We start from the raw sequence: 24,196 nt of genomic DNA, 5'->3' as shown, positions 1-24,196 counted from the left end.
CGGGTTCCCGGCGGGCCGAGGCGCGCGGCGGCGGGGCGGATCCCGTGACGGTGTGAGACCTTCCGTCAACTGTCGGCCAGGTGTAACTTCTCCGCCACCCGGCTACCGGTCGGTAGTCATCCGGCTGCCCGACAGTCGCCGACGTCGGAGTTGTCCAGACTTCTCGGAGGCCACCCGTGTCACCCGTCACCCGCCGTACCTTCCTCGGCTCGGCCGCCGCCCTCGGCGCCGCCATCGGGCTGGACACGGCCCTGCCCGGCGCGGTGCCGGGCGCGCAGGCCGCCACGACCGGCACCACCGGCAGCACGGGGACGATCCGGGACGTCAAGCACGTCGTGGTGCTCATGCAGGAGAACCGCAGCTTCGACCACTACTTCGGCACCTTGAAGGGCGTGCGCGGTTTCGGCGACCGCACCGCCCTGCAGATCGCGGGCGGCACCAGCGTGTTCAACCAGCCGAACGGCAGTGGGCGGCAGTACCCGTGGCAGCTCAGCAAGACGAACACCTGGTGGTGGGGCGTCAGCCCCGAGCAGCTCGCGCAGTGCGACGGCTCGCTCGACCACTCCTGGTCCACCCAGCACCAGGCCTGGAACAACGGGAGGATGGACTCCTGGATCGCCGCCAAGGGCTCGGACAGAACCATGGGCTTCATGGCCCGCGAGGACATACCGTTCCACTACGCGCTGGCCGACGCCTACACCGTCTGCGACGCGTACCACTGCTCCATCCTCTCGGCCACCGGCCCCAACCGCACCTACCTGTGGTCCGGCACGATCGACCCGGCCGCCACCGCGGGCGGACCGGCCTACGACGGCGGCTCCGAGTCGGGCCTGCGCTGGCAGACCTACGCCGAGGCCCTCCAGGACGCGGGCGTCAGCTGGAAGGTCTACCAGAACGCCAACGACAACTTCGGCGACAACGGCCTCGCCTACTTCAACCAGTTCACCGGCGCGCCGAGTTCGAGCCCGCTCGCCCAGCGCGGCATGGGCTCGGTGCCCGCCCGCACCGGCTCGACCCCGGACGACATCGCCGCCGCGATCAGGGCCGACGCGCTCGCCGGCACCCTGCCCCAGGTCTCCTGGGTGGTGGCCGACCAGCTGTTCTCCGAGCACCCGGACGGCCCGCCGGAGAACGGCGCGCACTTCGTCAACCTGGTGCTGCAGGCCCTGGCGGCCTCCCCGGAGGTCTTCGACTCCACCGCCCTGTTCCTCAACTACGACGAGAACGACGGCTTCTTCGACCACGTGCCCCCGCCCGCGGCCCCGGCCGGCACCGCCGGCGAGTTCTGCAAGGGGGCGGGCATCGGCCTCGGCTTCCGCGTCCCGATGATCGTGGTCTCGCCGTGGACCCGCGGCGGCTGGGTCGACTCCCGGGTCTACGACCACACCAGCGTCATCCGCTTCCTGGAGACCTGGACCGCCGCGCTGGGCACCCCCGCCGTCTGCCCCAACATCAGCACCTGGCGCCGCCAGGTCTGCGGCGACCTCACCGGTGCCTTCGACTTCGCCAACCCCGTCCACGGGGTGCCCGCGCTGCCCGACACCAGCGCCACCATCAGCCAGGCCACCGCGAACCTCCAGATCAACCCGAGCCCCGGCACCAACTCCATGCCCGTCCAGGAGCCCGGCACCAAGCCCGCCCGCGCGCTGCCCTACCAGCCCAACGCCTGGGTGGACCGGATCGAGTCCACGGCCGACGGCCGGACCCTGCTCTGGATCGACCTGGCCAACCAGGGCCCGCAGGCCACCGCCTGGGCGCACTACTCGATCCACGCCAACGCCTACCGCACCGAAGGCCCCCGGCAGTACACCGTCGCCCCGTACGACGCCGGCAGCGGCACCGACGGCAGCGCCCGCGACTCCTTCGACATCGGCGCCGGCTCCGGCAACGGGCAGTACGACCTCACCGTGCTCGGCCCCAACCGCACCCTGCGCCGGTTCGCCGGAAACGCGACCACCGCGGGCCGCACCGCCGAGGCCACCACCTCGTACGCGCCGGCGCCGGACACCGGCCGGCCGGCGCTCTGGTTCGCCATGACCAACACCGGCACCAGTACGGTGACCTTCACCGTCACGGCCACCAACTACCGGACCGGCAGCTGGACCTACCAGGTCGCCCCGGGGGCCACGGTCAGGGACTACTTCAACGCCGTCACCATCGCGCAGGGCTGGTACGACTTCACCGTGACCGTCGGCAGCGACCCCGCCTGGAGCCGCCGTGCCACCGGCCACCTGGAGACCGGCGCCGCCAGCGTCACGGGCTGACCACCGGAGCCGGGCACCCGGCGGGGGTCGGCCGGACGGTCGGCCCGGTGATCGATCAGGCGGTCGACGGCGGCGCGGGTTCGCGCCGCCGTTCCAGCCAGGTGCGGCTCAGGTCGTCCCAGACCGCCTGGTACCTGCCGAAGACGCCGTCGAGCTGGTGCCGGGTCGGGCCGTCGGCCGTCGTCGACGCCAGCAGGTACTCCAGGTCGTCGGAGAGCCGCCGGAAGCGGTACTGCGCCTCCTCCATCAGCACCCACCGGGAGCGCCAGTTGAAGAACGGCTCGGCGGCCGCCAGCGCCGTCACCAGGGCCACCAGCGCGAACGCCAGGTCCGTCCACCGGTGCAGGCCCAGCAGGATGGTGGAGGCGGCGGACAGCGCCAGCGTCAGGAGCTTCACCGCGGAAGCGCGCCGACGGAACCGTTCCTTCCTCCGGCGGGCGTAGTCGTGCCCCCGGCGGATCTTGTCCAGCAGGAGTGCGGACGTCTCCGTCGGGGTGAGCCCCACACCCACGACCGGTCCACTGTTCGGATCCACCCTGCCCCCACCCGTGCCTCTCGCCCGCTCCCGCCCGCCCCCGCCTCCGCGGGGCTTCCGGTCGACGGTAGCGGAGGCCTGCTCCGGGCATCCGGCAGGGCGGTGCACCGCCGCTCCGAACGCCCGGAGCCGGGGCCCGCGGGGCCGGTCAGGCGGCCGTGGGCAGGGCGGTGGCCGCCAGGGCCTGGTCGTAGCGGTGCAGGACGAGGCGGGCGACGGCCGGGTGGGCGCCCAACGGGGCGGTGGTCCAGGTGGCCGCGGTGGTGGCCGCGCGGCGGGCGAAGAAGCCGGGGGAGAGGAGGTAGCCGGCCAGCGCGACGTCGGGGTGTCCGGCGGCGAGGAGGGCGGCGACGGCCTGCTGCGGGGTGGGGGCGGCGGCGTCCTGGTCGGCGACACCGAGGGCTACGGCGCGCTGCGCCCGCTCGCCGTCGCCGGGAAGCCGCTCACCGTCGCCCCCGAACAGCTGGTGCTGCCCGCCGGGTCCGCCCCCGCCGGACCGCTCGCCCTGCCCGACGACGCGGTGCTCTGCTCCTGCCACAACGTCACCCAGGGCGCCGTCCGGGCCGCCGTCCGCGACCAGGGCGCCGACGGCGTCGCCGCCGTCAAGAAGTGCACCCGGGCCGGGACCGGCTGCGGCAGCTGCCTCAAGCAGCTCGGCACCGTCGTCACCGAGGAACTGGCCGCCGCCGGGGTCGCCACCGTCCAGGGCCTGTGCGAGCACTTCGCCCACAGCCGTGCCGAGTTGTACGAGATCGTCCGGGTCACCGGACTGACCGGCTTCTCCGACCTGCTCGCCGGGTACGGCAGCGGCGGCGAGGGCTGCGACGTCTGCAAGCCGACCGTCGCCTCCATCCTGGCCAGCCTCGGCAACGGCCACATCCTGGACGGCGAACAGGGCGCTCTCCAGGACTCCAACGACCACTTCCTCGCCAACCTCCAGCGCAACGGCTCCTACTCGGTGGTCCCCCGGGTGCCCGGCGGCGAGATCACCCCCGAGGGCCTGATCGCGATCGGCGAGATCGCCCGCGACCACGGCCTCTACACCAAGATCACCGGCGGCCAGCGGATCGACATGTTCGGCGCCACCGTCGACGAACTCCCCGTCATCTGGCGCAAGCTGGTCGACGCGGGCTTCGAGTCCGGGCACGCCTACGGCAAGTCGCTGCGCACCGTGAAGTCCTGCGTCGGCGAGACCTGGTGCCGCTTCGGCGTCCAGGACTCCACCACCCTCGCCATCGAACTGGAGCTCCGCTACCGGGGGTTGCGCTCCCCGCACAAGCTCAAGGCCGCCGTCTCCGGCTGCGCCCGCGAGTGCGCGGAGGCGCAGAGCAAGGACTTCGGCGTCATCGCCACCTCGGCCGGCTGGAACCTCTACGTCGGCGGCAACGGCGGCACCACCCCCCGGCACGCCGACCTGCTCGCCGCCGACCTCGACCGCGAGACCCTCATCCGCACCATCGACCGCTTCCTGATGTTCTACATCCGCACCGCCGACCGCCTGGAACGCACCTCGGTCTGGCTGGAGCGCCTGGAGGGCGGACTCGACCACCTGCGGGCCGTCGTCCTGGACGACTCGCTCGGCATCGCCGTCGAGCTCGACGAACTGACGATGTGTCACATCAGCGGCTATCGGGACGAATGGGCCGAAACCCTGGCCGACCCCGAGCGGCTGCGGCGGTTCTCCTCCTTTGTCAATGCTCCCGGCACCCCCGACCCCGCCGTTACCTTCGTTCCCGAACGCGGCCAGATCCGCCCCGCCCGCCCCGGCGAGGCCGGCCGCACCCTCAACTCCCCGGTGCTCGTCGCCGGGGCCCGACTGGAGGTGCTCACCCCGTGACCGTACAGATCCACGACGGCAACCACTGGCAGACCGTCTGCGCCCTCGCCGACCTCCAACCCGGCCGCGGCTCCCGCGGCCTGCTCGGCAGCCGCGGCGACCGGCCCACCCTCACCTCGCCGATGTACAAGCAGGTGTACGACCTCACCGACGGCCGCTGCCTGGACGAGGACACCGCGCCCGACGGCGCACCCGCGGTGCTGCGCCGCTGGCCGGTCCGGGTGCTCCCCGTGGAGGCCGCGGCATGACCGCCGTCGTGGAGTCCAGAACCCCCGCCCCGCTGGCCGGTTGGGACCCGGAGGACGAGGAGATGTGGGCCCGCGGCGGCGCCCGGATCGCCCGGCGCAACCTGGTCTTCTCCGTCCTCTCCGAGCACATCGGCTTCTCGGTGTGGAGCCTGTGGTCCGTGCTGGTGCTCTTCCTCGGGCCCGAGTACCGCATCGACACCGCGGGCAAGTTCACCCTCACCGCGCTGCCCACCGCGCTCGGCGCCCTGCTCCGGCTGCCGTACACCTTCGCCGTCGCCCGCTTCGGCGGCCGCACCTGGACGGTGGTCAGCGCCCTGCTGCTGCTGGTCCCGACGGCCCTCGCCGCCCTGGTGCTGGAACCCGGCGTCTCCTACGGCACCCTGCTCGCCGTCGCCTGCGTGGCCGGCGTCGGCGGCGGCAACTTCGCCTCCTCGATGGCCAACATCAACGCCTTCTACCCGCACCGGCTCAAGGGCTGGGCCCTCGGGATCAACGCGGGCGGCGGCAACCTCGGCGTCCCCGCCGTCCAGTTGCTCGGGCTGCTCGTGCTGGCCACCGCCGGCGCCGCCCACCCCCGGCTGCTGCCGCTGCTCTACCTGCCGCTGATCGTGCTCGCGGCGGCCGGGGCCCAGTGGCGGATGGACAACCTGCCGAAGGCGCCCAGGGGAGAAGGGCGGGCGCTGCGGGAGGTCGCCCGCGACCCCTACGGCTGGGCGGTCTCCACCCTCTACATCGGCACCTTCGGCTCCTTCATCGGCTTCGGCTTCGCCTTCGGGCAGGTGCTCCAGGTCCAGTTCCACGACCGCTTCGACACCCCGGTCAAGGCCGCCGCCCTCACCTTCCTCGGACCGCTGCTCGGATCCCTGCTGCGGCCCGTCGGCGGACGCCTCGCCGACCGGTACGGCGGGGCCAGGGTCACGCTGGCGACCTTCGCCGCCATGGGCGCCGGCACGGCGGTCGTGCTGCTCGCCTCCCGGGCCGGCTCGCTGCCGCTCTTCCTCGGCGGGTTCATCGCGCTCTTCGTGCTCAGCGGGATCGGCAACGGGTCCACCTACAAGATGATCCCGGCGCACTACCAGGGCCTCGCCCGGACGGCGGTCGCGGCCGGCGCCGACCCGGCCGCCGCCGAGGCCGACTCCCGGCGGCGGACGGCGGCGCTGATCGGCCTGGCGGGCGCGGTGGGGGCCTTCGGCGGGGTGCTGGTGAACCTGGCCTTCCGGCAGTCCTTCCTGGCGAGCCACAACGGGGACGCCGCGTACCTCGGGTTCCTGGTGGCGTACCTGCTGTGCTCGGCGCTGACCTGGGCGGTGTGGCTGCGGCCGCGACGGTGACGCCGTGCTGCTGCCGGGTCGTCACGAGGTCGTTCGTACGACGATCGGACGACCCGGCGCGCGGGCGGGCGGAGCGGCGGTTAGCGTCGGCCGCACCACGCCCCACATCCTCGGAGGTTGCAGTGCAGCGGTGGATCGTCCTGACGGTACTGACCTCGGCCCTCACCGGCCTTGCCGCCCCGGCCCACGCCGCCGCCCCGACGGCGGCCCCGGCCGACGATGCGCCCGCCATCGCCGTCACCCTCGGTGACGTCGTGATCGACCCGAAGATCCCCAGCAAGGCCCGGGTGAACGTCAGCTACCTGTGCTCGGTCGCCGACGGGGCCCGCTCGCTCACCGTCTCGGTCGAACAGCAGGACCCGGAGGACTCCTCCTCCAAGGCCTTCGGCTCCAGCCGGACCCCGGACACCGACATCGTCTGCGACGGCACCGTCCAGCAGCGGCAGCTGCTCGTCCAGTCCAAGACCGTCAACTGGATCCCCGGCGCGGACGCCGTCGCCATCGCCACCGTCTCCAACATCGGCACCACCCCGTCCGCCGCCGCCGACTCCCGCCAGGTGAAGCTCGCCGTCGGCTGAGCACGGAATCACCGTTCGCGGTGGCCCCCGGGCCTGGCGCCGTGTCAGGGCGCCGGGCCCGGCGGCCGATGGCCGAGTCGTCGTAGCGGCCGAATCCGGCCCTGAACAGGACTGCTGCTGCGCGCCCCCGTGTTCTACAGTTCTGTAGAACTACGTGAGAGGGGCACGGCATGGACAGGCCGCTTCGGCTGCCGCAGCAGGATCGGGCCGACTTCGAGACGGAGTTGGGCAGGGCGTTGGCGGCGCCTCAGGTGCGGGCGGCGTTGCAGGGGGTGGGGGGTGAGGTGGACCGGTTGCGGCGGGTGGCGCGGGAGAACGCGGAGTACGTGCTGGCCGCCGCCGCGCCGGAGTACGAGCGGTACGCGGCGTTGCGGGCGGATGCCGACGCCGTGGCGCGGCTGCCGGTGGACGTGCCGGGGCGGGGGCGGGCTTCCGGGTGGTGGGGGGTGCTGGGGGTGATCGTGCCGATCATCGCCGTCGTCGCCGCCGGGGTGTTGCTGGTGCTCGGCTACGTGCTGGGGCTGTCGGACGACGCCGAGGCGTTGGGGCGGGCGCTGGTGGGGGCCGGCTGGGTGGCCGGGGGGATCGGGGCGGTGTGTCTGCTGGTGGGCGGTCTGGGGTTGTTGGGGGCGGCGTCGCGGTCGGCGGGGAGCGGGGAGGCCGTGGGCGGGGCCGGGGAGCTGGTGGTGGCGCGGGACGCGTGGCGGGCGGCGCTGACGGAGCGTGGGTTGGTGCCGTTCCTGGTGACCCAGGCGCACGCGGGGCGTCCGGTCTGAGGAATGCCAAGGCCCTGGTGGGGCCTGGTAAGGGGGAGTTAAAATCCGGGCCCGCCGGGGGAGTTGTCCGCGCCGCCGTGGCGGGGTGATCGGCCCTGGTGGGGTGCGGTGCGGGCGCGTCGGGCCCCGGGGGTGCCGCTGTCGGGCGCCGGGTGGGAGGCCTTGTGCGCGACCATCAGTGAAATATCATATGGCGCATTGCACAGCGCTCGGCCCGGAGTGAGGCCCCTTCCCCGTCCGCCCGGACCGCGTGTGCGTCCCGCCCTCCCCCCACGTCACGAGAGACGGAACCCGACCCGTGTTCAGATTCCGATCCCGCACGCCCAGTGGCGCCCGCCGCCCGGTGCGCGCCCCGCGGACCGCCCTGGTGGCACTCGCCGCCGCCCTGGCCGGTGCCGCGCTCAGCAGTCCGCTGTCCGCGATGGCCGACTCCCACGCGCCGCGGGCCGCCACCGTCGAGGCCCGGCCCGGCACCCCGAAGGCGGAGCAGGCCGCCGCCCCGAAGAAGTCCGGCCCGCGCCGGGTCGGGGCCGCGAAGGCCGGCCCGGTGGGCACCACGACCAAGGCGCCGCAGCTGGTGGACGGCGCCGACCCGGGCACCGGCGGCAAGGACGGCGACGGCAACGTCGCCAACGAGTACGACCTCCAGGTCACCTACAAGGGCGGCCAGGAGTCGACCGGTGTGGTGATCGGCGCGCCCAAGGTGTACCTGGTCCTGTGGGGTTCCCAGTGGGGCACCCCGTCGACGAACGCGGCCGGTGACACCGTGGCGACCGGCGACCCGGACCAGGCCGCGCCGTACCAGCAGGACTTCTTCAAGGGCCTGGGCAGCCAGGGCGACGGCTGGAGCGCCGTGCTGACCCAGTACTGCGAGGGCGTCGCCGCGGGCTCCGTGCAGTGCCCGGCCGGCTCCGCCCACATCCCGTACCCGCAGCAGGGCAGCGTGCTGGCGGGCGTCTGGGTGGACAACGCCGCGCCCGCGCCGCAGGCGGCGACCGAGCCGCAGCTCGGGGCGGAGGCGCTGGCCGCGGCCAAGCACTTCGGCAACCTGACCGAGGCGCAGAACCGCAACGTGCAGTACGTCATCGACTCGCCGCAGGGCACCGACCCGGACAAGTGGAAGGAGCTGGGCTACTGCGCCTGGCACGACTTCCAGCGCTCCCCGTACGGCCAGCTCGCCTACACCAACATGCCGTACCTGACGGACGTGGCCGGCTGCGGCACCAACTGGTTCGGCGAGAACACCCCGCGGGGGCGGCTGGACGGCTACGGGATCATCGGCGGCCACGAGTACGCGGAGACGGTGAGCGACCCGAACACCCCGGGCGGCTGGACGGACGCCACCGGTCAGGAGATCGGTGACAAGTGCGCCTGGATCCCGAAGGGCGCCAACGGCGGGCTGTTCTTCGAGGACCTGGCGACGGGCAGCTTCCCGCTGCAGACGCTGTGGTCCAACGCCGACCACCTGTGCGCGGCCTCGGACCCGATCGTGGCCTCCCCGCCGGTCTCGGTGAGCACCATGTGCGACCGTACGGACCCGGCCGGCCACCCGCTGTCCATCCCGGCGGTGGGCGTCTCCGGCACCGGCTCGGCCCTCACCTACAGCGCCACCGGGCTCCCCCAGGGGCTGGCCATCGACCCGCACAGCGGGGTGATCTCCGGCACCGCCGCCGCGACCAGCGGCTACCAGCGGATCAACGTGACGGCGACGGACGCGGCGGGCAAGGCGGCGTCCACCGGGTTCTGGGAGAACGTCAGCGCCGCCGGCGGGTCCGGCTGCGGATCGATCGAGCAGCTCACCGACGCCGGGTTCGAGAACGGCTCGGCGGACGTCGACCACACCGTGATGACGGACGCCTGGAGCCCGTCGGGGTACAACATCGTCACCCCGTCCAGCCTGCACGCGCCGCACTCCGGCTCCTGGTACGCCTGGCTGGGCCAGAACACCGGGACGGACGACTCGATCACCACCTACCTGAACACCTACCCGGGCTACGGGCAGGCGAGCTTCTCCTTCTGGCTGGACGTGGAGACGAGCAACACCTCCGCCACGGCGCCCGACACCCTGTCGCTGGTGGCGGTCGACCAGTACACCGGCCAGCCGCTCGGCACGGTGAAGACCTGGAGCAGCCGGAACCCGACCAACGGCTACCAGTACCAGTCGGTGGACCTCTCCTCGGTGATCGGCCAGGTCGGCTGGGGGACCACCATCGGCCTCAAGCTGGTCTCCCACGAGTCCGGGACGAGCCCGACCACCGCGTTCCTGATCGACGACGCCTCGGGCCGGGAGAGCTGATCCGGCACCCGAACTGATCCCGCACCCGAACGTCCGCCCCGGTACCGCGTGTTGCGGTGCCGGGGCTTCGTTCGCTGTTTCAGGCACCCGCCGCCGCTGCCGCCGGCCCTCACGCCCCCGGCAGCGGCGGCGAAGCGGTGTGGCTGCGGGCGGCGTCGACCAGCAACTGGACGGCCTCGACCGGCAGTCCCAGCCGGCGGGCGATCCAGGGGGCGGTGCGGCCGGCCCGGGCGAGCATCCAGGCGGAGTACAACTGGCCGAGCTGCGGGGCGTGTTCGGCGAGCAGCAGGGGGCGTACGGCCTCCATCGGGAAGCCTTCGAGCGCCCAGGCGCTGTACTCGCGCCCGTTCGGGCCGGGCGGGGGGAGCGGGAGCGGGCGGCGGGCTTCGAGCCAGCGGCTGAACAGGACCGCGCCGACGACCAGCAGGCCGGAACAGGAGGCGCCGATCAGGACGGCGCCGATGACGGGGCGGTCCTCCTCCTCGGCGAGGCCGAGGGCGATCTCCTCCAGGACGAGCAGCCCGAGGACGGCGGCCAGGACGGCCGCCTCGCGGGGGTGCGGGAGGAGCCTGGACGTCGTCATGGGGTACCTCTTCCTCGGCGGGGGGTGCGGAGGGCGGGGGCGGGCGCGGCGGATCACCTTCCGTACAACGGCGGCGGGCGGTCCGGGGTACGCCCGGACGGCGAGGTGGTGAAGGGCCGCGCACGGAGTTGACGGTGCGTCAGCGTCTCATCCTCGGAAGGGAGTTCTGCCGGGAGCGGACCCGCGGGTACGGGGCTGGGAGTGGGCCCGGGCGCGGGTGTCGCGCGGGTGGGGGCCCGTCGGGGTGCGGTCCGTGTGTCTCGCCTCCTTCCGGTCGGGCGCACCGGGGCGGTGCGGACGTCGACGGGTACAGGAGTCCACCTTCGGACCTGCCGACAGCATAGCCCGGCCATGCCAACTTCGACAGGCTTGTCGAAGTTGGCATGCGGAGCGGCCGACTCCCCTCCGGGCCCCGGCCGGACGGGCCGCGCCCGGCCTGGAGGATCGACCAGCGGCGGACCGGTCCGAATGGTGCCCGGGACCACTCGTGACGCCCGCCCGCCGACCGCTTCAATCGCCCTACCGAACGAACGGAACAGGCCGGGGACGGAGGGGCGACATGGATCTGAACACGGTGGCCGAACTGCGGGACGCCCGCCTCGGCGGCCCCTGGCGGTCCGGCGACGCCTGGCTCGGCGGCGGGACGTACCTGTTCTCCGAGCCGCAGCCGCACATCCGCCGCCTGATCGACCTCGGCCGGATGGGCTGGCGGCCGCTCACCCGGACCCCGGACGGCGGCCTGGAGATCGCCGCGACCTGCACCGTCGCCCAGCTCTCCCGGTACGGCCGCCAGGAGGCCGACTGGACGGCCGCACCGCTGGTCGAACAGTGCTGCCGGGCCTTCCTGGCCTCCTGGAAGATCTGGAACATGGCCACCGTCGGCGGCAACCTCTGCAACGGCCTGCCCGCCGGCCCGATGATCTCGCTCACCGCCGCGCTGGACGGTGTCTGCCTGCTGCGCGCCCCCTCCGGCGAGTACCGGAAGGTCCCGGTGGCGGAGTTCGTCACCGGCGCCGGCCGCAAGGACCTGCGGCCCGGCGAACTGCTGCGCTCCATCACCCTGCCGGCCCGCGCACTGGCGAGCCGCACGGCCTTCCGCCAGGCCTCGCTGTACGGGCTGGGCCGCTCCGCCGCGCTGCTGGTCGGCACCCTGGACCCGGTGGACGGCTCGCTGACCCTCACCGTCACCGCCTCCACCGTCCGCCCGTTCCGCTTCTGGTTCCCGCCCGCCCCCAACGCGGCGGCCGTCGAGGAGGCGATCCGGGACGGCATCCGGCCGGAGGACTACTTCGACGACATCCACGGGCTGCCCGCCTGGCGCCGGCACCTGACCTTCCGCTTCGCCGAGCAGATCCGCCGGGAGCTGAGCCCTCACACCCCCACCGAGGAGGCAGCGCGATGAGCTTCGCGATGCACGTCAACGGCCGCCCCACCGGGGCCGAGCCGCGCCCCGGCCAGTGCCTGCGCACCTACCTGCGCGAGCGCGGCTGGTTCGGGGTGAAGAAGGGCTGCGACGCGGGCGACTGCGGCGCCTGCACCGTGCAGGTCGACGGCAACCCGGTGCACAGCTGCCTCTACCCGGCGGCCCGGGCCGCCGGCCGGTCCGTCACCACCGTGGAGGGCCTGGCCGGCCCGGACGGCGAGCTGCACCCGGTGCAGCAGCGCTTCCTGGACGCCCAGGGCTTCCAGTGCGGCTTCTGCACGGCCGGCTTCCTGATGACCACCAGCGCCCTGGACGAGGAACAACTCACCGACCTGCCGCGCTCGTTGAAGGGCAACCTGTGCCGCTGCACGGGCTACCGGGCGATCGAGGACGCGATCAACGGCGTCCGCCACACCGAGGAGCCCGACCCCGGCCACGCCGTCGGCCGCAACCTCGGCGCCCCGGCCGGGCCGCAGGTGGTCACCGGCACCGCCCGCTACACCTTCGACGTCGACGTGCCCGGCCTGCTGCACATGAAGCTGCTGCGCTCGCCGCACCCGCACGCCCGGATCCTCTCCATCGACACGGCGGCCGCCCTGCGCGTCCCCGGCGTGCACCTCGTCCTCACCCACCACGACGCGCCCGAGCGGCTCTACTCCTCGGCCCGGCACGAGCACCCCACCGAGGACCCGGACGACACCCGGCTGCTGGACGACGTGGTGCGCTTCGTCGGTCAGCGGGTCGCCGCCGTGGTCGCGGACAGCGAGGCGGCCGCCGAGGAGGGCTGCCGCCGGATCGTCGTCGAGTACCGGCAACTCCCGTACGTGCTCGACCCGGAGGAGGCGATGGCGCCCGGCGCGCCGGTGCTGCACCCCAAGGGGCCGGAGTCCCGGATCGCCCGCCCGAAGGACAACGTCTGCGGCGAGGCGCACGGTGAACTCGGCAGTGTGGAGCAGGGGTTCGCCGAGGCGGACGCGGTGTACGAGGAGACCTTCCGGACCCAGCGGGTCCAGCACGCCAGCCTGGAGACCCACGGCTGCGTCGTGACCTTCGAGCCGGTCGGGGAGGCCGCGGAGGCAAGGGAGGCTGGGGAGGCCGGGGAGACGGGGGAGGAGCGGATCGTGGTCCGTTCCTCCACCCAGGTGCCCTTCCTCACCCGGCGCGCCCTGTGCGCCCTGTTCGACCTGCCGACGGAGAAGGTCCGGGTGGTGGCCGGCCGGGTCGGCGGGGGCTTCGGCGGCAAGCAGGAGATGCTCACCGAGGACATCGCGGTGCTCGCGGCGATGCGGCTGCACCGGCCGGTGAAGCTGGAGTTCACCCGCGCCGAGCAGTTCCACGGCGCCACCACCCGGCACCCGTTCCTGGTCACCGTCAAGCTCGGCGCCAAGCGGGACGGCACCCTGACGGCGATCCGCTTCCGGGTGGTGTCCAACACCGGCGCGTACGGCAACCACGGGCCGGCGGTGATGTTCCACAGCGTCGGTGAGTCGATGGGCGTCTACCGGGCGCCGAACAAGAAGGTGGAGGCGTACTCCGTCTACACCAACGGCGTGCCGGCCGGGGCCTTCCGCGGCTACGGCCTCGGGCAGGTCACCTTCGCCGTGGAGTCCGCGATGGACGAGCTCGCCCGGCGGCTCGGCGTCGACCCGCTCGTCCTGCGGGAGAAGAACATCATCGGCCCGGGCGAGCACATGGAGGGCCCGCTCGGCGAGGAGGAGGACCTCCACATCGCCAGCTACGGCCTCGACCAGTGCCTCGGCGTCGTCCGGGAGGCCCTCGCGAACGACACCAGCGCCGAACTCGCCCCCGAGGGCTGGCTGGTGGGGCAGGGCTTCGCGATGGCGGCCATCGCCTGCGGCCCGCCCGGCGGGCACATCGCCGACGCCACCGTGCGGCTGCTGGAGGACGGCGGGTACGACATCGCGGTGGGCACCGCCGAGTTCGGCAACGGCACCACCACCGTCCACCGGCAGATCGCCGCCGGGGCCCTGGGCACCACCGTGGACCGGATCACCGTGCGGCAGTCCGACACCGACGTCGTCCGGCACGACACCGGCGCCTTCGGCTCGGCCGGTACGGTCGTCGCGGGCAAGGCGGTGATGAAGGCCGCCAACGCGCTCGCCGAGCTCCTCCTGACCTTCACCGCCGAGTACGCCCGCACCCCGCGCAGCCTGCTGCGGCTCGGTGCCGACGCGGTCGAGCTCGACGGGCGGACGATCACCCTCAAGGAGGTCTTCGAGGCCGCCCGCGGCAAGGGCGTCGAGCTCGCCGCCGACGGCCACTTCGGCGGCTCGCCGCGCTCGATCGCCTTCAACTCGCAGTGGTTCCGGATCGCCGTCGACCCGGACACCGGGGAGATCCGGATCCTGCGCAGCGTGCACGGGGCCGACGCCGGGCGGGTGATGAACCCGATGCAGTGCCGCGGCCAGGTCGAGGGCGGGGTCGCCCAGGCGCTCGGCGCGACCCTGTTCGAACGGGTGCTGCTGGACGAGCACGGCGAGGTCACCACCGCGGCCTTCCGCCGCTACCGGCTCCCGGCGTACGCCGACGTGCCGCGCACCGAGGTGCACTTCAGCACCACCTCGGACGCGATCGGCCCGCTCGGCGCCAAGTCGATGAGCGAGAGTCCGTTCAACCCCGTGGCCCCGGCCTTCGCCAACGCGCTGCGCGACGCCACCGGCATCCGCTTCACCGACCCGCCGTTCCTGCGCGACCAGGTCTGGCAGGCCCTGGCCGAGCGGCGGGGGAGCCACGACGCCGAGTGACGGGGGCCGGGCCGGGACAGCAGGCCCGGCCGGGACCGAAGACCCCGGCCGGGCCCGCTGCCGCTACCGTGCCAGCAGCGGCAGCGGTGCCCCGGTGCGGGCGGTCAGCTCCAGCCGGGTCAGCAGCGCCGACGGCGAGACCTCGATCACCCGGCAGCCCGCCCGGTGCCGGCAGTACCGGGCGACGGAGGTGCCGCGCAGCAGGTCGAAGCGGCGCCGGGTGGCGGCGCCGAGGACGAGCAGGTCGTCCGGTCCGGTGACGGCGGCGGCCAGGGCGGGCCCCGGTTCGGCGTTCACCACCACCGGGTGGATCACCAGGCCGGACGGGTAGCCGCCGTAGGCCTGTTCGAAGGCGACGTCCAGTCGGCGGCGGGCGGCGTGCTCCAGTTCGGACAGCGGTCGCAGCCCGTCCCGGTCGCCGACCGTCCAGGCGGCGACCGGCACCAGCACGGCCTCCTGCCGGGCCGCCTCGCCGACGGCGTGGTAGAGGGCGGCCAGACTGCTCAGCGACCCGCTCAGGCCGACGATCACTCGGGTGGTGCCGGTCGTGGTGTCGGTCGTGGTCCCGGTCATGGCCGTTCGCCTCCGTCTCTCCGGTCGCGCACTCCGGTCGGGTTCTGCCGGTGAGGTGCTCCTTGCTTCGGATACCTCCAGTGAACCCCGGAACCGTGCCCTCCGTACCGGCGCTGACACCGTCATGACGCCGGTCGCACGCATCTTGACGGCCTCCTGACAGGCGGCCTCCTGGCGGCCGCGGGGCTCAGCCCAGGCCCGGGACGAACTCGATCAGCAGGTCGATCGCCTTGATGCCGAGGAACGGCAGCACCAGCCCGCCCAGCCCGTACACCCGCAGGTTGCGCCGGAGCAGGTCGGTCGCGGAGGCGGGCTGGTAGCGCACGCCGCGCAGGGCGAGCGGGATCAGGGCGACGATGATCAGTGCGTTGAAGATGATCGCGGAGGCGATCGCGGACTGCGGGCTGTGCAGGCCCATGATGTTGAGGTGGTGCAGCCCGGGGTAGGCGTGGGCGAACATCGCGGGGATGATCGCGAAGAACTTGGCCACGTCGTTGGTGATCGAGAAGGTGGTCAACGCGCCCCGGGTGATGAGGAGTTGCTTGCCGACCCGGACGATGTCGATGAGCTTCGCCGGGTTGGAGTCGAGGTCGACCATGTTGCCGGCCTCCTTGGCGGCCGGGGTGCCGGAGTTCATCGCGACGCCGACGTCGGCCTGGGCGAGGGCGGGGGCGTCGTTGGTGCCGTCGCCGGTCATCGCGACCATGTTCCCGGCGGCCTGTTCGCGCCGGAGGTGGGCGAGCTTGTCCTCGGGGGTGGCCTCGGCGAGGAAGTCGTCCACCCCGGCCTCCTCGGCGATCGCCCGGGCGGTCAGCGGGTTGTCGCCGGTGACCATGACGGTGCGGATGCCCATCCGGCGCAGTTCGGCGAAGCGTTCGGCGATGCCCTCCTTGATCACGTCCTTGAGCTCGACCACACCGAGCGCCCGGGCGCCGTGCCGGTCGTGCACGGCGACCAGCAGCGGGGTGCCGCCGGCCGCGGCGATCCGGTCGACCAGGGGCTTCGCCTCCATCGGCATCCGTCCGCCGGAGTCCACCACCCAGCGGGCGACGGCCGCGGCCGCGCCCTTGCGGATCAGGCAGCCGGTGCCGTCCGGCCAGCTGAGGTCGACGCCGCTCATCCGGCTGTGCGCGGTGAACGGGACGGGTCGCTGCTCGCCCAGTTCACCGGGGGTCCGCGGCGGCACCCAGTACTGACGGTTCGTCAGTTCGACCAGGGAGCGGCCCTCCGGGGTCTCGTCCGCGACGGACGCCAACTGGGCCGCCTCGGCGAGCTGTTCGGTGGTCGCGCCGGGCAGCGGGTGCAGGGCGACGGCCCGGCGGTTGCCGTGGGTGATGGTGCCGGTCTTGTCGAGCAGCAGCACGTCCACGTCGCCCGCGGCCTCGACGGCCCGTCCGGACAGGGCGATCACGTTGCGCTGGACGAGCCGGTCCATCCCGGCGATGCCGATCGCGGACAGCAGGGCGCCGATGGTGGTCGGGATCAGTGCGACCATCAGCGCCACCAGGACGACGGTGGTCTGCGGGGCGTGGGCGTAGATGGCCATCGGCTGGAGCGAGACCACGGACAGCACGAAGACGATGGTGAGCGAGGCCAGCAGGATGTTGAGGGCGATCTCGTTCGGCGTCTTCTGCCGGTTCGCGCCCTCGACCAGGGCGATCATCCGGTCCACGAAGCTCTGCCCGGGGCGCGAGGTGACCCGGACCACCAGGTGGTCGGAGAGCACCTTCGTCCCGCCGGTGACGGCCGTGCGGTCGCCGCCGGACTCGCGGATGACGGGCGCGGACTCGCCGGTGATGGCGGACTCGTCCACCGTCGCGACGCCCTCGACCACCTCGCCGTCCTGCGGGATCACCTCCCCGGCCGGCACCAGCACGATGTCGTGCAGCGTCAACTCCTCGGCGGGGACGACCTCGTGGCGGTGGTCGCGGGTGCCGACCCGCCAGTGCAGCAGCCGCCGGGCGGTGGTGGCCGCCTGGGCGCGGCGCAGGTAGGCGGCCTGCGCCTTGCCCCGGCTCTCGGCCACGGCCTCGGCGAGGTTGGCGAACAGCACGGTCAGCCAGAGCCAGAAGGAGATCGCCCAGGCGAAGACGCTCGGGTGGACGACGGCGCTGATGGTGGTGAGCGCCGAGCCGGTCTCGACCACGAGCATCACCGGGTTGCGCAGCATCGTGCGCGGGTGGAGCTTGCGTACGGCGGCGGGCAGTGCCTCGGCCAGCTGGTGCCGGGTGATCAGCTGCCGTCGGCCCTTGGCAGTCGACGGGCGGTGGCTCGGGTGCGGGTGCGGGTGCGGGGGCTCCGGCGCGGCGGGCTCCGGGCGGCGGAACCAGTTCTGCGGGCCGGGGCCGGGGCCGGGGCCGGGGCCGGTGCCGGGCGTGGTGCCCGGGCCTGTGCCGGGGGTGGTGTCCGGTGGGGTGAGGGCCGAACGGCGCATCGTCTCGGGGGACCTTCCGGGGCGCCCCGAAGCTGCGGGGCGGCGTGCTCGGGGCGACGGGGACGGGCCACAGCCCACCATCGGAGTCCGCCGGGCCATGCCGGCCTTGACGCGGGCTTGGCGAGGAAACGGCCATCCTTGACGCTTCCCTGACATTGCCGGCGCCCGGCCCCTGACCTGCACGAACAGTCGTTCGGAACACTGGAATCCCGGGCATGTCAGGAAGTCGTCAAGGTACGCCCCCGATGCGTAGGCCGTGCGTCAAGGCCGGGTGCGAACGGTGCCCGGAGGGTCTCCACTGGATGCGGGCCGCCGGACGACGGCCCCTGCCGCAGATCCCAGGAGCCCGCCGTGACCACCGCCACCGCCCTCATCGACGTCGACCGGCCGCTGGGGCGCACCATCCGCCTGGTGCCCGCCGCCGACCGCCAGGACCGGCCCGAGCCGCCCTCACCCGCGCCGAGCACCGTCGACCAGGCGCGCACCCGCCCGGCGCACTGCCGCTTCGCCATGCACTACGAGGACTGACCGAGCCGCCCTTCCCCACCACCCGTAGGAGTAGCCGCCATGACCCAGCTGATCGCCCCGCCCGTTCCGACCCCCGCCCCCGCCGACACCCTCGGCGGCCCGTGGCCCGCCTCCGCGCGGCCCGGCCCGGGCGGTGAGGTCCTGGTCGGCGGCGTCGGACTGGCGGAGGCGGCCGAACGGTTCGGCACCCCGCTGTACGTCCTGGACGAGGGCGAGGTGCGCAGCCGCGCCCGGGCCTACCGGCGGGCACTGCCGCACGCCGAGGTGCTGTACGCGGCCAAGGCCTTCCTGTGCAGCGCCATGGCCGACTGGGCCGCCGAGGAGGGCCTCGGCCTGGACGTCTGCTCCTCCGGCGAACTGTGGCTGGCCGTCTCGGCCGGCTTCCCGGCCCAGCGCATCCTGCTGCACGGCAACGCCAAGTCCCCGGAGGAACTGCGGCTGGCCCGGCGGCTGCGGGTCGGGCGGATCGTCATCGACGGCCCGGCGGAGATCGCCCGGCTGGCCGCGCTGGTCGCCGCCGACACCCCGCAGAAGGTGCTGGTCCGGGTCGTCCCCGGGATCGCGGCCGGCCACCACGCGGCCGTACGCACCGGCGTCGGCGGCCAGAAGTTCGGCTTCCCGATCGAGGGCGGCGACGCGGCCGACGCCATCGCCCGGGTGCTCGACCAGCCCGGACTCGAACTGGCCGGACTGCACTGCCACCTGGGCTCGCAGATCACCGAGCTCGAACCCTTCCTCCAGGCCGTCGACGCCCTGGTGCGGCTGCTCGCCGCGGTGCGGGACCGGCACGGCGTCGAACTGGCCGAACTGGACCTCGGCGGCGGCCACGGCATCAAGTACCTGCCGGGGGACGCCGAGTTCGACCTCGCCGAGTTCGCCGTCCGGGTCACCGACCGGCTTGCGGTCCGCTGCGCCGAGGCCCGGCTGGAGGTGCCCCGACTGATCGTCGAGCCGGGCCGCGCCATCGCCGGACCGGCGGCGGTGGCCGTCTACCGGGTGCTCTCCGTCAAGCACACGGCGGACGGCCGCACCTTCGTCGCCGTCGACGGCGGCATGAGCGACAACCCGCGCCCGGCCCTGTACGGATCCCCGTACAGCGTCCGGCTGGTGGGCCGCCGCTCCGACGCCGGCGCGGCCCGGGTGGACGTCGTCGGCCGCCACTGCGAGGCGGGGGACGTCCTGGTCCACGACGCCGTCCTGCCCGCCGACCTGCGCCCCGGCGACCTGCTCGCCGTCCCCGCGGCCGGCGCCTACCAGCTGTCGATGGCCTCCGGCTACAACCTGGTCGGCCGCCCCGCCGTGGCCGCCGTCAAGGACGGCCGCGCCCGGCTGCTCATCCGCCGCGAAACGGTCGAGGACTTCCGCCTGCGCGAAGTCGGCCGCTGACCCGGTGCCCGGTACCGCTGACTGCGGACCGCAGCGGACCTGTTGGGCATCCGATGACGCATCGTCATCCGAGGGCGTTACCTTCTGACCATGATTCGAACGACTCGTGTGCATCCCGTGGTGGTCGCCGGCGTCTCCGCGCTCCTGCTCGCGGCCTGCGGGCCCGCGGACCCGGCGCCGTCCACGCAGCCGTCCGCGAAGGCCGCCGCGCCGGACGGCACCGCCCCGAGCACTACAGTCCCGAGCACCGGCGGCGCGGGGCCGACCAACACCGTCGTCATCAGCGGCAGCAGCGGTGGTACGTACGAGTTCACGGGGGGTGCCTGCCTCGGCAAGGAGTCCCCGTCCGGGAACCTCCTGCTGATGGCGACGGGCGGGCCCGACGGGAAGGCCATGCTGACGGCCGTCTTCGACGGCAAGGGGGAGATGATCCTGACGGTGGCCATGGACAAGGTCCTCGCCCCGTCCACGGTCACCTGGGGAGGAAAGGCCGAGGTCGGTGAGAAGGCAGGCCGGACCAGGGACGTTGTGACCTTCACCGACCTGCCGGTCTCCAGGACGCCGGACGCTGCCGAGGCGAAGGCCAGCGGCAGCCTCAAGTGCGACACCCTGGGCCCCGCGATGCTCTGAACGCCGTGCCGGCTCCGGCCGCCGCGAAGCCGTGCACCGACGGCCGGTGCTCAGCCGAGGAGGAGGTCGCGGCCGAGGGCGGTGAGGCTGTGCCGGACTTCGCGGCCCCGGCGCTCGGTGGTGATCACCCCGGCGTCGCGCAGCACGGTGGCGTGGGCGGAGGCGGTCGGTGCGGACACGCCGAGGTCCTCGGCCAACTGGTTGGTGGTGCAGGCGCCCTGGGCGATCGCCCGGAGGGCCCGGGTGCGGGCGGTGCCGAGGAGGCGGGCCAGTCCGTCCGCGTGGCGGGCCGGGTGGTCGCGGCCGGGGTACAGCAGGGCCGGCGACCGGTGGGCGCCCAGGGGCGCGGTGAGGCCGGAGAGGAACAGGTTGGGCCGCAACTCCAGCCCGCGCCCGCCGAGGTCGTACGCGAGCCGCCACTCCGGACTGGCGTACCGGAGGGTGCCCTCGTCGTGCCAGGACAGGTCCGGGTGGAGCCGCGCCAGCATCGGGCCGAGCCCGGTCTCGGCGACGGCGCGTGAGCGCTGTTCGACGTCCGCCCGCAGGGCGCGCTGGATGTCGGGCCAGTCCGGGGCGAGGCAGGTGCGGAACAGCGCCCAGGCGGCGTCGGTGATCCGGCGCAGCCGGCGGGTGCCGCCGTCCCGCAACTCGGCGATGACGCGGGGGAGGTCCGGCCCGGTGCCGTAGTCCTGCATCTCCCGGTGGACCTCGGCCTCGGGGAGGGCGAGCAGGGCGTCGAGTTCGTCGCCGATGGTCGCCCGCGCGGCCGTGCTGTCGGGGGTCAGGAACATCGGTACGCCGAGCGGGCTCGCGTTGACCAGATCGATGAACGCCGCGGCCTGCTGCGGGACGTGGCCCTTCACCCGGCGCCACCACCGGTCCCGGTTCACCGAGTCGCGGGCGCAGTGGTGCTGCGGGCCGGCGACGCCGCCCAGCACGTGATCCAGCGGAGAGACCGCGAACCGGACGCGGGCCAGATCGGCCGGCCGGAAGCCGATTTCGAGCACAGCCGATGGTGCCATGCGGCCGGGCCGCCGTGGGTGAGTTCTCAACTATGAGGCCCAGCGGCGAATAGCTGTCGCCTTGGCAGCCCCGACGGCGAAGGTGGCGGTGCACGGCCAATCCGACACCGGAGGAAAGAAACCCATGCGCAAGCTCGCCAGCCTCGCCCTCGCGGCGGCGGCCACCCTCGGCCTGGTCATCGGCTCCACCAGCAGCGCCTCGGCACAGCAGATCGGGGGCGGTGGCTGCCGCGGGGGCCTCGACATCAAACCGAACTCGGTGTACGTGGGCCACGGCGTCTCGCTGCTGCCGTGTGCGCGGCCCAACAACCTCCAGAGCAGCGTGGCCTCGTCGGTGACCGCCTACGGGACGCCGGACACCCAGGTGCGCATCTGGCAGGCGGTCGCCCGCGTCAACGCGGACGGCTCCATCAGCGACTTCAACCCGAGCGTCCTCTACACCGTCGACAGCGACCTGTCCAACAACGTCTCGCAGCAGTGGAACGGGCACGACCTCTACTGCGCACTCGGCGGGACCTTGGTGATCGACACCTGGATCACCAACAACGACGTCCGCCAGGGCTCGGTGCAGTCGCCGAGGTTCACCTGCTGACGCAGGATCCCGACGGCCCCGAGCCGTGACGCGCCCTACCCGAGGGAGGCCTCGGCCACGGCGACGAGGTCGAGGCCCTCGCGCCGGACCCGGCCGGCTCCCCAGACGCCGAGCGGCCGGAGCGCCTCGTTGAGCGTGCGCCCGTCCTCGGTCAGCGTGTACTCCACCCGCGGCGGCACCTCGGCGAAGACCTCCCGGTGGACCAGGCCGTCCTGCTCCATCTCCCGCAGGTGCTGCGTCAGCATCTTCTCGCTCACGCCCGGCAGGGCGCGCCGGAGTTCGGCGAAGCGGCGCACGCCGTGGGTGGTGAGCTCCCACAGGATCAGCCCCTTCCACTTGCCGCTCACCACGTCGAGCGCGGCGTCGATCCCGCAGATGTAGGGCCCGCTCCTCGGTGCCTTGGCCATCACCGATCCCCCTTACGAAAAGGTAAGTACCGCAGAAAATAGTGGGTACTTCCGAGGATAGTTGCCCTCTCCGAGGATGGAGGGGTGAACGAACGACAGAACCACACCACCAGTCAGCACAGCGCCGTCACCGTGATCGGGCTCGGCCCGATGGGGCAGGCGATGACCCGCTCCCTCCTCGCCGCCGGCCACCCGGTCACCGTCTGGAACCGCACCGCCGCTCGGGCCGACGGCGTCGTCGCGGCCGGGGCGACGCTCGCGGCGACGCCCGGCGAGGCGGTCGGGGCGAGCGACCTCGTGATCCTCAGCCTCACCGACTACCGGGCCATGTACACCATCCTCGACGGTGCCACCACGGCGCTCGCCGGGCGGACCCTGGTCAACCTGAGCTCCGACACCCCCGACCGCACCCGCGAGGCGGCCGCCTGGGCGGCGGGCCACGGCGCCGAGTTCCTCACCGGGGGCGTCATGGTCCCCGCGCCGATGGTCGGTACGGCGGCGTCCCACGTCTACTACAGCGGTCCCGGGCAGGTGATGGATCGTCACCGGGCCGCGCTGGCCCTGCTCGGCACGCCGAGGTACCTGGGCGAGGACGCGGGCCTTGCCCAGATGATGTACCAGGCCCAACTCGCCGTCTTCCTCACCACCCTGTCCGCCCTGATGCAGGCCACCGCGATGCTGGGCACCGCGGGGATGAAGGCCGCGGAGGCCCTGCCGGACCTGCTCTCCTCCGCCGACACGATCGGCGCCATCCTGCGGGCCGGCGAGGCCGCCCCCGGCACCGCGCTCGACGCGGGGGAGCACCCGGGCCACCTCAGCACGGTCACCATGATGGGCGCGACCGCCGACCACATCGTCGAGACCAGCACCTCGCTCGGCCTCGACCCCGTCCTCCCATTGGCCGTTCAGGCCCACTACCGCCGCGCGATCGAGGACGGCCACGGCGCGGACAACTGGACCCGGATCATCGACGGCATCCGGTCCCCCCGCTGACCAACTGCGGTGCGGGTGGGGCGTACGGGGGCCGCGCGGGGGAAGCCGGACCGCTCTGGTACGGATCCGTCGAGGATTCGCTGATGTTCTGTCACACAGGAGCTCTACGTTGTGCCCATGATGCGAATGACTCGTGTGGTCCCCGCCGTGGTCCTCGGCGCCTCCGTCCTCCTGCTCTCGGCCTGTGGTTCCTCGGGCTCGTCGTCCTCCTCGAACACCGCCGCGCCAAGTTCCGCCGCACCGACCGCCGCCGTGCCGACCGCCGTCACGTCGAGCGCCGCCACCTCCGCACCGGCCGACGCGCCGACCCCGGCCGTTCCCTCGAAGACGGCCGATGCGGCGGGCGGTTCGGCAGGTGGTGCGGCGGGCTCCGGGGGCGCGAACACCGTCACCATCACCGGCAGCGAGGGCGGCACGTTCACCTTCGACACGGCGGGCTGCGTCGGCAAGAAGTCCCCGTCCGGCCCGCTGACCCTGAGCGCGACGGGCAAGTCCACCAAGAAGGCCGCCCTGGTCATGGGCTTCGACGGCCAGGGCCAGATGAGCCTGTTGCTGACCGTCGGCGAGCCCGAGGACCCGAAGGTGGCGGCGTGGGCCGGAAAGGTCCCGGTCGGTGCGGGGGCCGGCCGCACCGAGGACGCCATCACGTTCTCCGGCATGGCGGTGCACCAGATGCCGGGCGGCATCGATGCCACGGCCAGCGGCACCCTCAAGTGCGGGTCCGCCGACGCGCTGTTCTGATCGCGTCGCACGGGAAGTCGGCCCGGCCGACTTCCCGTGCGGGAGTTTGAAGACGGGCCCTTCGACCGCGCTCAGGCGGGCTGCCAGAGCTCGATGCGGTTCCCCTCCGGATCCGTGACCCAGCCGAACCGGCCGAGCCGGCGACCGGCCGGGCCGGTGCCGCACACGGCTCCGCCCCCCCCCGCCCCCGAGCGCGACGGGGGGGGGCGCCGGGCCGCCGGGCGCCCCCCCCGGCGGCCCGGGCCACGTGCCGC

At 73.6% G+C, this 24,196-nt stretch carries 20 protein-coding genes and 1 pseudogene; 15 read left to right on the top strand and 6 right to left on the bottom strand.

Going from position 1 to position 24,196, the window contains the following annotated elements; translation table 11 throughout:
• The first annotated feature begins 176 nt into the window (after positions 1-176).
• A complete protein-coding gene (locus tag ACFWXO_RS02680) occupies positions 177-2,264 on the top strand; it encodes a phosphocholine-specific phospholipase C (protein ID WP_380521584.1) in 2,088 nt (695 codons plus the stop codon).
• A 55-nt stretch (positions 2,265-2,319) separates the two neighbouring features.
• On the opposite strand, the gene ACFWXO_RS02675 is transcribed toward ACFWXO_RS02680, so the two are convergent.
• A complete protein-coding gene (locus ACFWXO_RS02675) occupies positions 2,320-2,775 on the bottom strand; it encodes an SLATT domain-containing protein (protein ID WP_380521582.1) in 456 nt (151 codons plus the stop codon).
• A gap of 367 nt (positions 2,776-3,142) precedes the next feature.
• Between ACFWXO_RS02675 and ACFWXO_RS02670 the strand changes: the two are divergent.
• The 6 genes and pseudogenes from ACFWXO_RS02670 to ACFWXO_RS02645 form a co-directional block, all read left to right on the top strand.
• Positions 3,143-4,636, top strand: a pseudogene (locus ACFWXO_RS02670) ((2Fe-2S)-binding protein); the annotation flags it as partial.
• Entirely contained in the window at positions 4,633-4,884 is a 252-nt protein-coding gene (locus ACFWXO_RS02665) for a nitrite reductase (NAD(P)H) small subunit (RefSeq protein WP_380521580.1), read from the top strand. The pseudogene ACFWXO_RS02670 and the gene ACFWXO_RS02665, both read left to right, overlap by 4 nt.
• The gene (locus ACFWXO_RS02660) at positions 4,881-6,215 is read left to right on the top strand and encodes a nitrate/nitrite transporter (RefSeq protein ID WP_380521577.1); all 1,335 of its coding nucleotides are present in this window, start codon (positions 4,881-4,883) and stop codon (positions 6,213-6,215) included. Before ACFWXO_RS02665 ends, ACFWXO_RS02660 begins: the two co-directional genes overlap by 4 nt.
• Before the next feature lie 122 nt (positions 6,216-6,337).
• On the top strand, positions 6,338-6,793 hold the full coding sequence (locus ACFWXO_RS02655) for a hypothetical protein (RefSeq protein WP_375883671.1): 456 nt from the start codon (positions 6,338-6,340) through the stop codon (positions 6,791-6,793).
• A gap of 170 nt (positions 6,794-6,963) precedes the next feature.
• Positions 6,964-7,569: a hypothetical protein gene (locus ACFWXO_RS02650; protein ID WP_375883673.1), complete on the top strand. Its 606-nt coding sequence runs from the start codon at positions 6,964-6,966 to the stop codon at positions 7,567-7,569.
• Positions 7,570-7,867: 298 nt separating this feature from the next.
• Positions 7,868-9,865, top strand: coding sequence for an Ig domain-containing protein (locus tag ACFWXO_RS02645; RefSeq protein WP_380521574.1), 1,998 nt, complete (start codon positions 7,868-7,870; stop codon positions 9,863-9,865).
• 109 nt (positions 9,866-9,974) lie between these two features.
• Here ACFWXO_RS02645 and ACFWXO_RS02640 read toward each other — a convergent pair whose 3' ends face one another.
• Complete coding sequence (locus ACFWXO_RS02640; RefSeq protein ID WP_380521572.1) at positions 9,975-10,448, bottom strand: hypothetical protein; 474 nt, start codon at positions 10,446-10,448, stop codon at positions 9,975-9,977.
• Between the two features lie 559 nt (positions 10,449-11,007).
• Between ACFWXO_RS02640 and ACFWXO_RS02635 the strand changes: the two genes are divergently transcribed.
• Positions 11,008-11,850, top strand: a complete 843-nt coding sequence (locus ACFWXO_RS02635; protein ID WP_380521570.1) for an FAD binding domain-containing protein — start codon at positions 11,008-11,010, stop codon at positions 11,848-11,850.
• Positions 11,847-14,636, top strand: coding sequence for a molybdopterin-dependent oxidoreductase (locus ACFWXO_RS02630; RefSeq protein ID WP_380521568.1), 2,790 nt, complete (start codon positions 11,847-11,849; stop codon positions 14,634-14,636). The genes ACFWXO_RS02635 and ACFWXO_RS02630 overlap by 4 nt, the downstream gene beginning before the upstream one ends.
• 63 nt (positions 14,637-14,699) lie before the next feature.
• On the opposite strand, the gene ACFWXO_RS02625 is transcribed toward ACFWXO_RS02630, so the two are convergent.
• Positions 14,700-15,209: a universal stress protein gene (locus ACFWXO_RS02625; protein ID WP_375883684.1), complete on the bottom strand. Its 510-nt coding sequence runs from the start codon at positions 15,207-15,209 to the stop codon at positions 14,700-14,702.
• A gap of 187 nt (positions 15,210-15,396) precedes the next feature.
• The gene (kdpB, locus tag ACFWXO_RS02620; RefSeq protein WP_380521566.1) at positions 15,397-17,643 is read right to left on the bottom strand and encodes a potassium-transporting ATPase subunit KdpB; all 2,247 of its coding nucleotides are present in this window, start codon (positions 17,641-17,643) and stop codon (positions 15,397-15,399) included.
• 351 nt (positions 17,644-17,994) lie between these two features.
• On the opposite strand from kdpB, the gene ACFWXO_RS02615 reads away from it, so the two are divergent.
• From ACFWXO_RS02615 to ACFWXO_RS02605, 3 genes are all read left to right on the top strand, one after another.
• The gene (locus ACFWXO_RS02615) at positions 17,995-18,171 is read left to right on the top strand and encodes a hypothetical protein (protein WP_375883689.1); all 177 of its coding nucleotides are present in this window, start codon (positions 17,995-17,997) and stop codon (positions 18,169-18,171) included.
• Positions 18,172-18,210: 39 nt separating this feature from the next.
• Entirely contained in the window at positions 18,211-19,557 is a 1,347-nt protein-coding gene (gene lysA / locus ACFWXO_RS02610) for a diaminopimelate decarboxylase (RefSeq protein WP_380406259.1), read from the top strand.
• A 90-nt stretch (positions 19,558-19,647) separates the two neighbouring features.
• The gene (locus ACFWXO_RS02605; RefSeq protein WP_380521564.1) at positions 19,648-20,187 is read left to right on the top strand and encodes a hypothetical protein; all 540 of its coding nucleotides are present in this window, start codon (positions 19,648-19,650) and stop codon (positions 20,185-20,187) included.
• A gap of 50 nt (positions 20,188-20,237) precedes the next feature.
• Here ACFWXO_RS02605 and ACFWXO_RS02600 read toward each other — a convergent pair whose 3' ends face one another.
• A complete protein-coding gene (locus ACFWXO_RS02600; RefSeq protein ID WP_380521562.1) occupies positions 20,238-21,209 on the bottom strand; it encodes an ArsR/SmtB family transcription factor in 972 nt (323 codons plus the stop codon).
• Positions 21,210-21,333: 124 nt separating this feature from the next.
• Here ACFWXO_RS02600 and ACFWXO_RS02595 point away from each other — a divergent pair, with 124 nt between their 5' ends.
• Entirely contained in the window at positions 21,334-21,801 is a 468-nt protein-coding gene (locus ACFWXO_RS02595) for a hypothetical protein (RefSeq protein ID WP_380521561.1), read from the top strand.
• Positions 21,802-21,836: 35 nt separating this feature from the next.
• Here the strand turns inward: ACFWXO_RS02595 and ACFWXO_RS02590 are convergent, their stop codons facing one another.
• Positions 21,837-22,208, bottom strand: a complete 372-nt coding sequence (locus ACFWXO_RS02590) for a winged helix-turn-helix transcriptional regulator (RefSeq protein ID WP_380521559.1) — start codon at positions 22,206-22,208, stop codon at positions 21,837-21,839.
• A gap of 84 nt (positions 22,209-22,292) precedes the next feature.
• On the opposite strand from ACFWXO_RS02590, the gene ACFWXO_RS02585 reads away from it, so the two are divergent.
• Entirely contained in the window at positions 22,293-23,201 is a 909-nt protein-coding gene (locus tag ACFWXO_RS02585; RefSeq protein WP_380521557.1) for an NAD(P)-dependent oxidoreductase, read from the top strand.
• Between the two features lie 126 nt (positions 23,202-23,327).
• Complete coding sequence (locus tag ACFWXO_RS02580) at positions 23,328-23,942, top strand: hypothetical protein (protein ID WP_375883704.1); 615 nt, start codon at positions 23,328-23,330, stop codon at positions 23,940-23,942.
• Positions 23,943-24,196 lie beyond the last annotated feature (254 nt).

Source organism: Kitasatospora sp. NPDC059088 (assembly GCF_042738155.1).
GTDB lineage: Bacteria > Actinomycetota > Actinomycetes > Streptomycetales > Streptomycetaceae > Kitasatospora.
This window is presented reverse-complemented; position numbering and strand designations above follow the sequence as displayed.

What these genes read in the sequence shown, in the direction of transcription:
- kdpB (WP_380521566.1), bottom strand. Translation starts at nt 17,643, where the DNA reads ATGCGCCGTTCGGCCCTCACCCCACCGGACACCACCCCCGGCACAGGC.
- ACFWXO_RS02630 (WP_380521568.1), top strand. Translation starts at nt 11,847, where the DNA reads ATGAGCTTCGCGATGCACGTCAACGGCCGCCCCACCGGGGCCGAGCCG.
- ACFWXO_RS02640 (WP_380521572.1), bottom strand. Translation starts at nt 10,448, where the DNA reads ATGACGACGTCCAGGCTCCTCCCGCACCCCCGCGAGGCGGCCGTCCTG.
- ACFWXO_RS02590 (WP_380521559.1), bottom strand. Translation starts at nt 22,208, where the DNA reads ATGGCCAAGGCACCGAGGAGCGGGCCCTACATCTGCGGGATCGACGCC.
- lysA (WP_380406259.1), top strand. Translation starts at nt 18,211, where the DNA reads ATGACCCAGCTGATCGCCCCGCCCGTTCCGACCCCCGCCCCCGCCGAC.
- ACFWXO_RS02605 (WP_380521564.1), top strand. Translation starts at nt 19,648, where the DNA reads ATGATTCGAACGACTCGTGTGCATCCCGTGGTGGTCGCCGGCGTCTCC.
- ACFWXO_RS02595 (WP_380521561.1), top strand. Translation starts at nt 21,334, where the DNA reads ATGCGCAAGCTCGCCAGCCTCGCCCTCGCGGCGGCGGCCACCCTCGGC.
- ACFWXO_RS02660 (WP_380521577.1), top strand. Translation starts at nt 4,881, where the DNA reads ATGACCGCCGTCGTGGAGTCCAGAACCCCCGCCCCGCTGGCCGGTTGG.
- ACFWXO_RS02580 (WP_375883704.1), top strand. Translation starts at nt 23,328, where the DNA reads ATGACTCGTGTGGTCCCCGCCGTGGTCCTCGGCGCCTCCGTCCTCCTG.
- ACFWXO_RS02635 (WP_380521570.1), top strand. Translation starts at nt 11,008, where the DNA reads ATGGATCTGAACACGGTGGCCGAACTGCGGGACGCCCGCCTCGGCGGC.
- ACFWXO_RS02625 (WP_375883684.1), bottom strand. Translation starts at nt 15,209, where the DNA reads ATGACCGGGACCACGACCGACACCACGACCGGCACCACCCGAGTGATC.
- ACFWXO_RS02600 (WP_380521562.1), bottom strand. Translation starts at nt 21,209, where the DNA reads ATGGCACCATCGGCTGTGCTCGAAATCGGCTTCCGGCCGGCCGATCTG.
- ACFWXO_RS02650 (WP_375883673.1), top strand. Translation starts at nt 6,964, where the DNA reads ATGGACAGGCCGCTTCGGCTGCCGCAGCAGGATCGGGCCGACTTCGAG.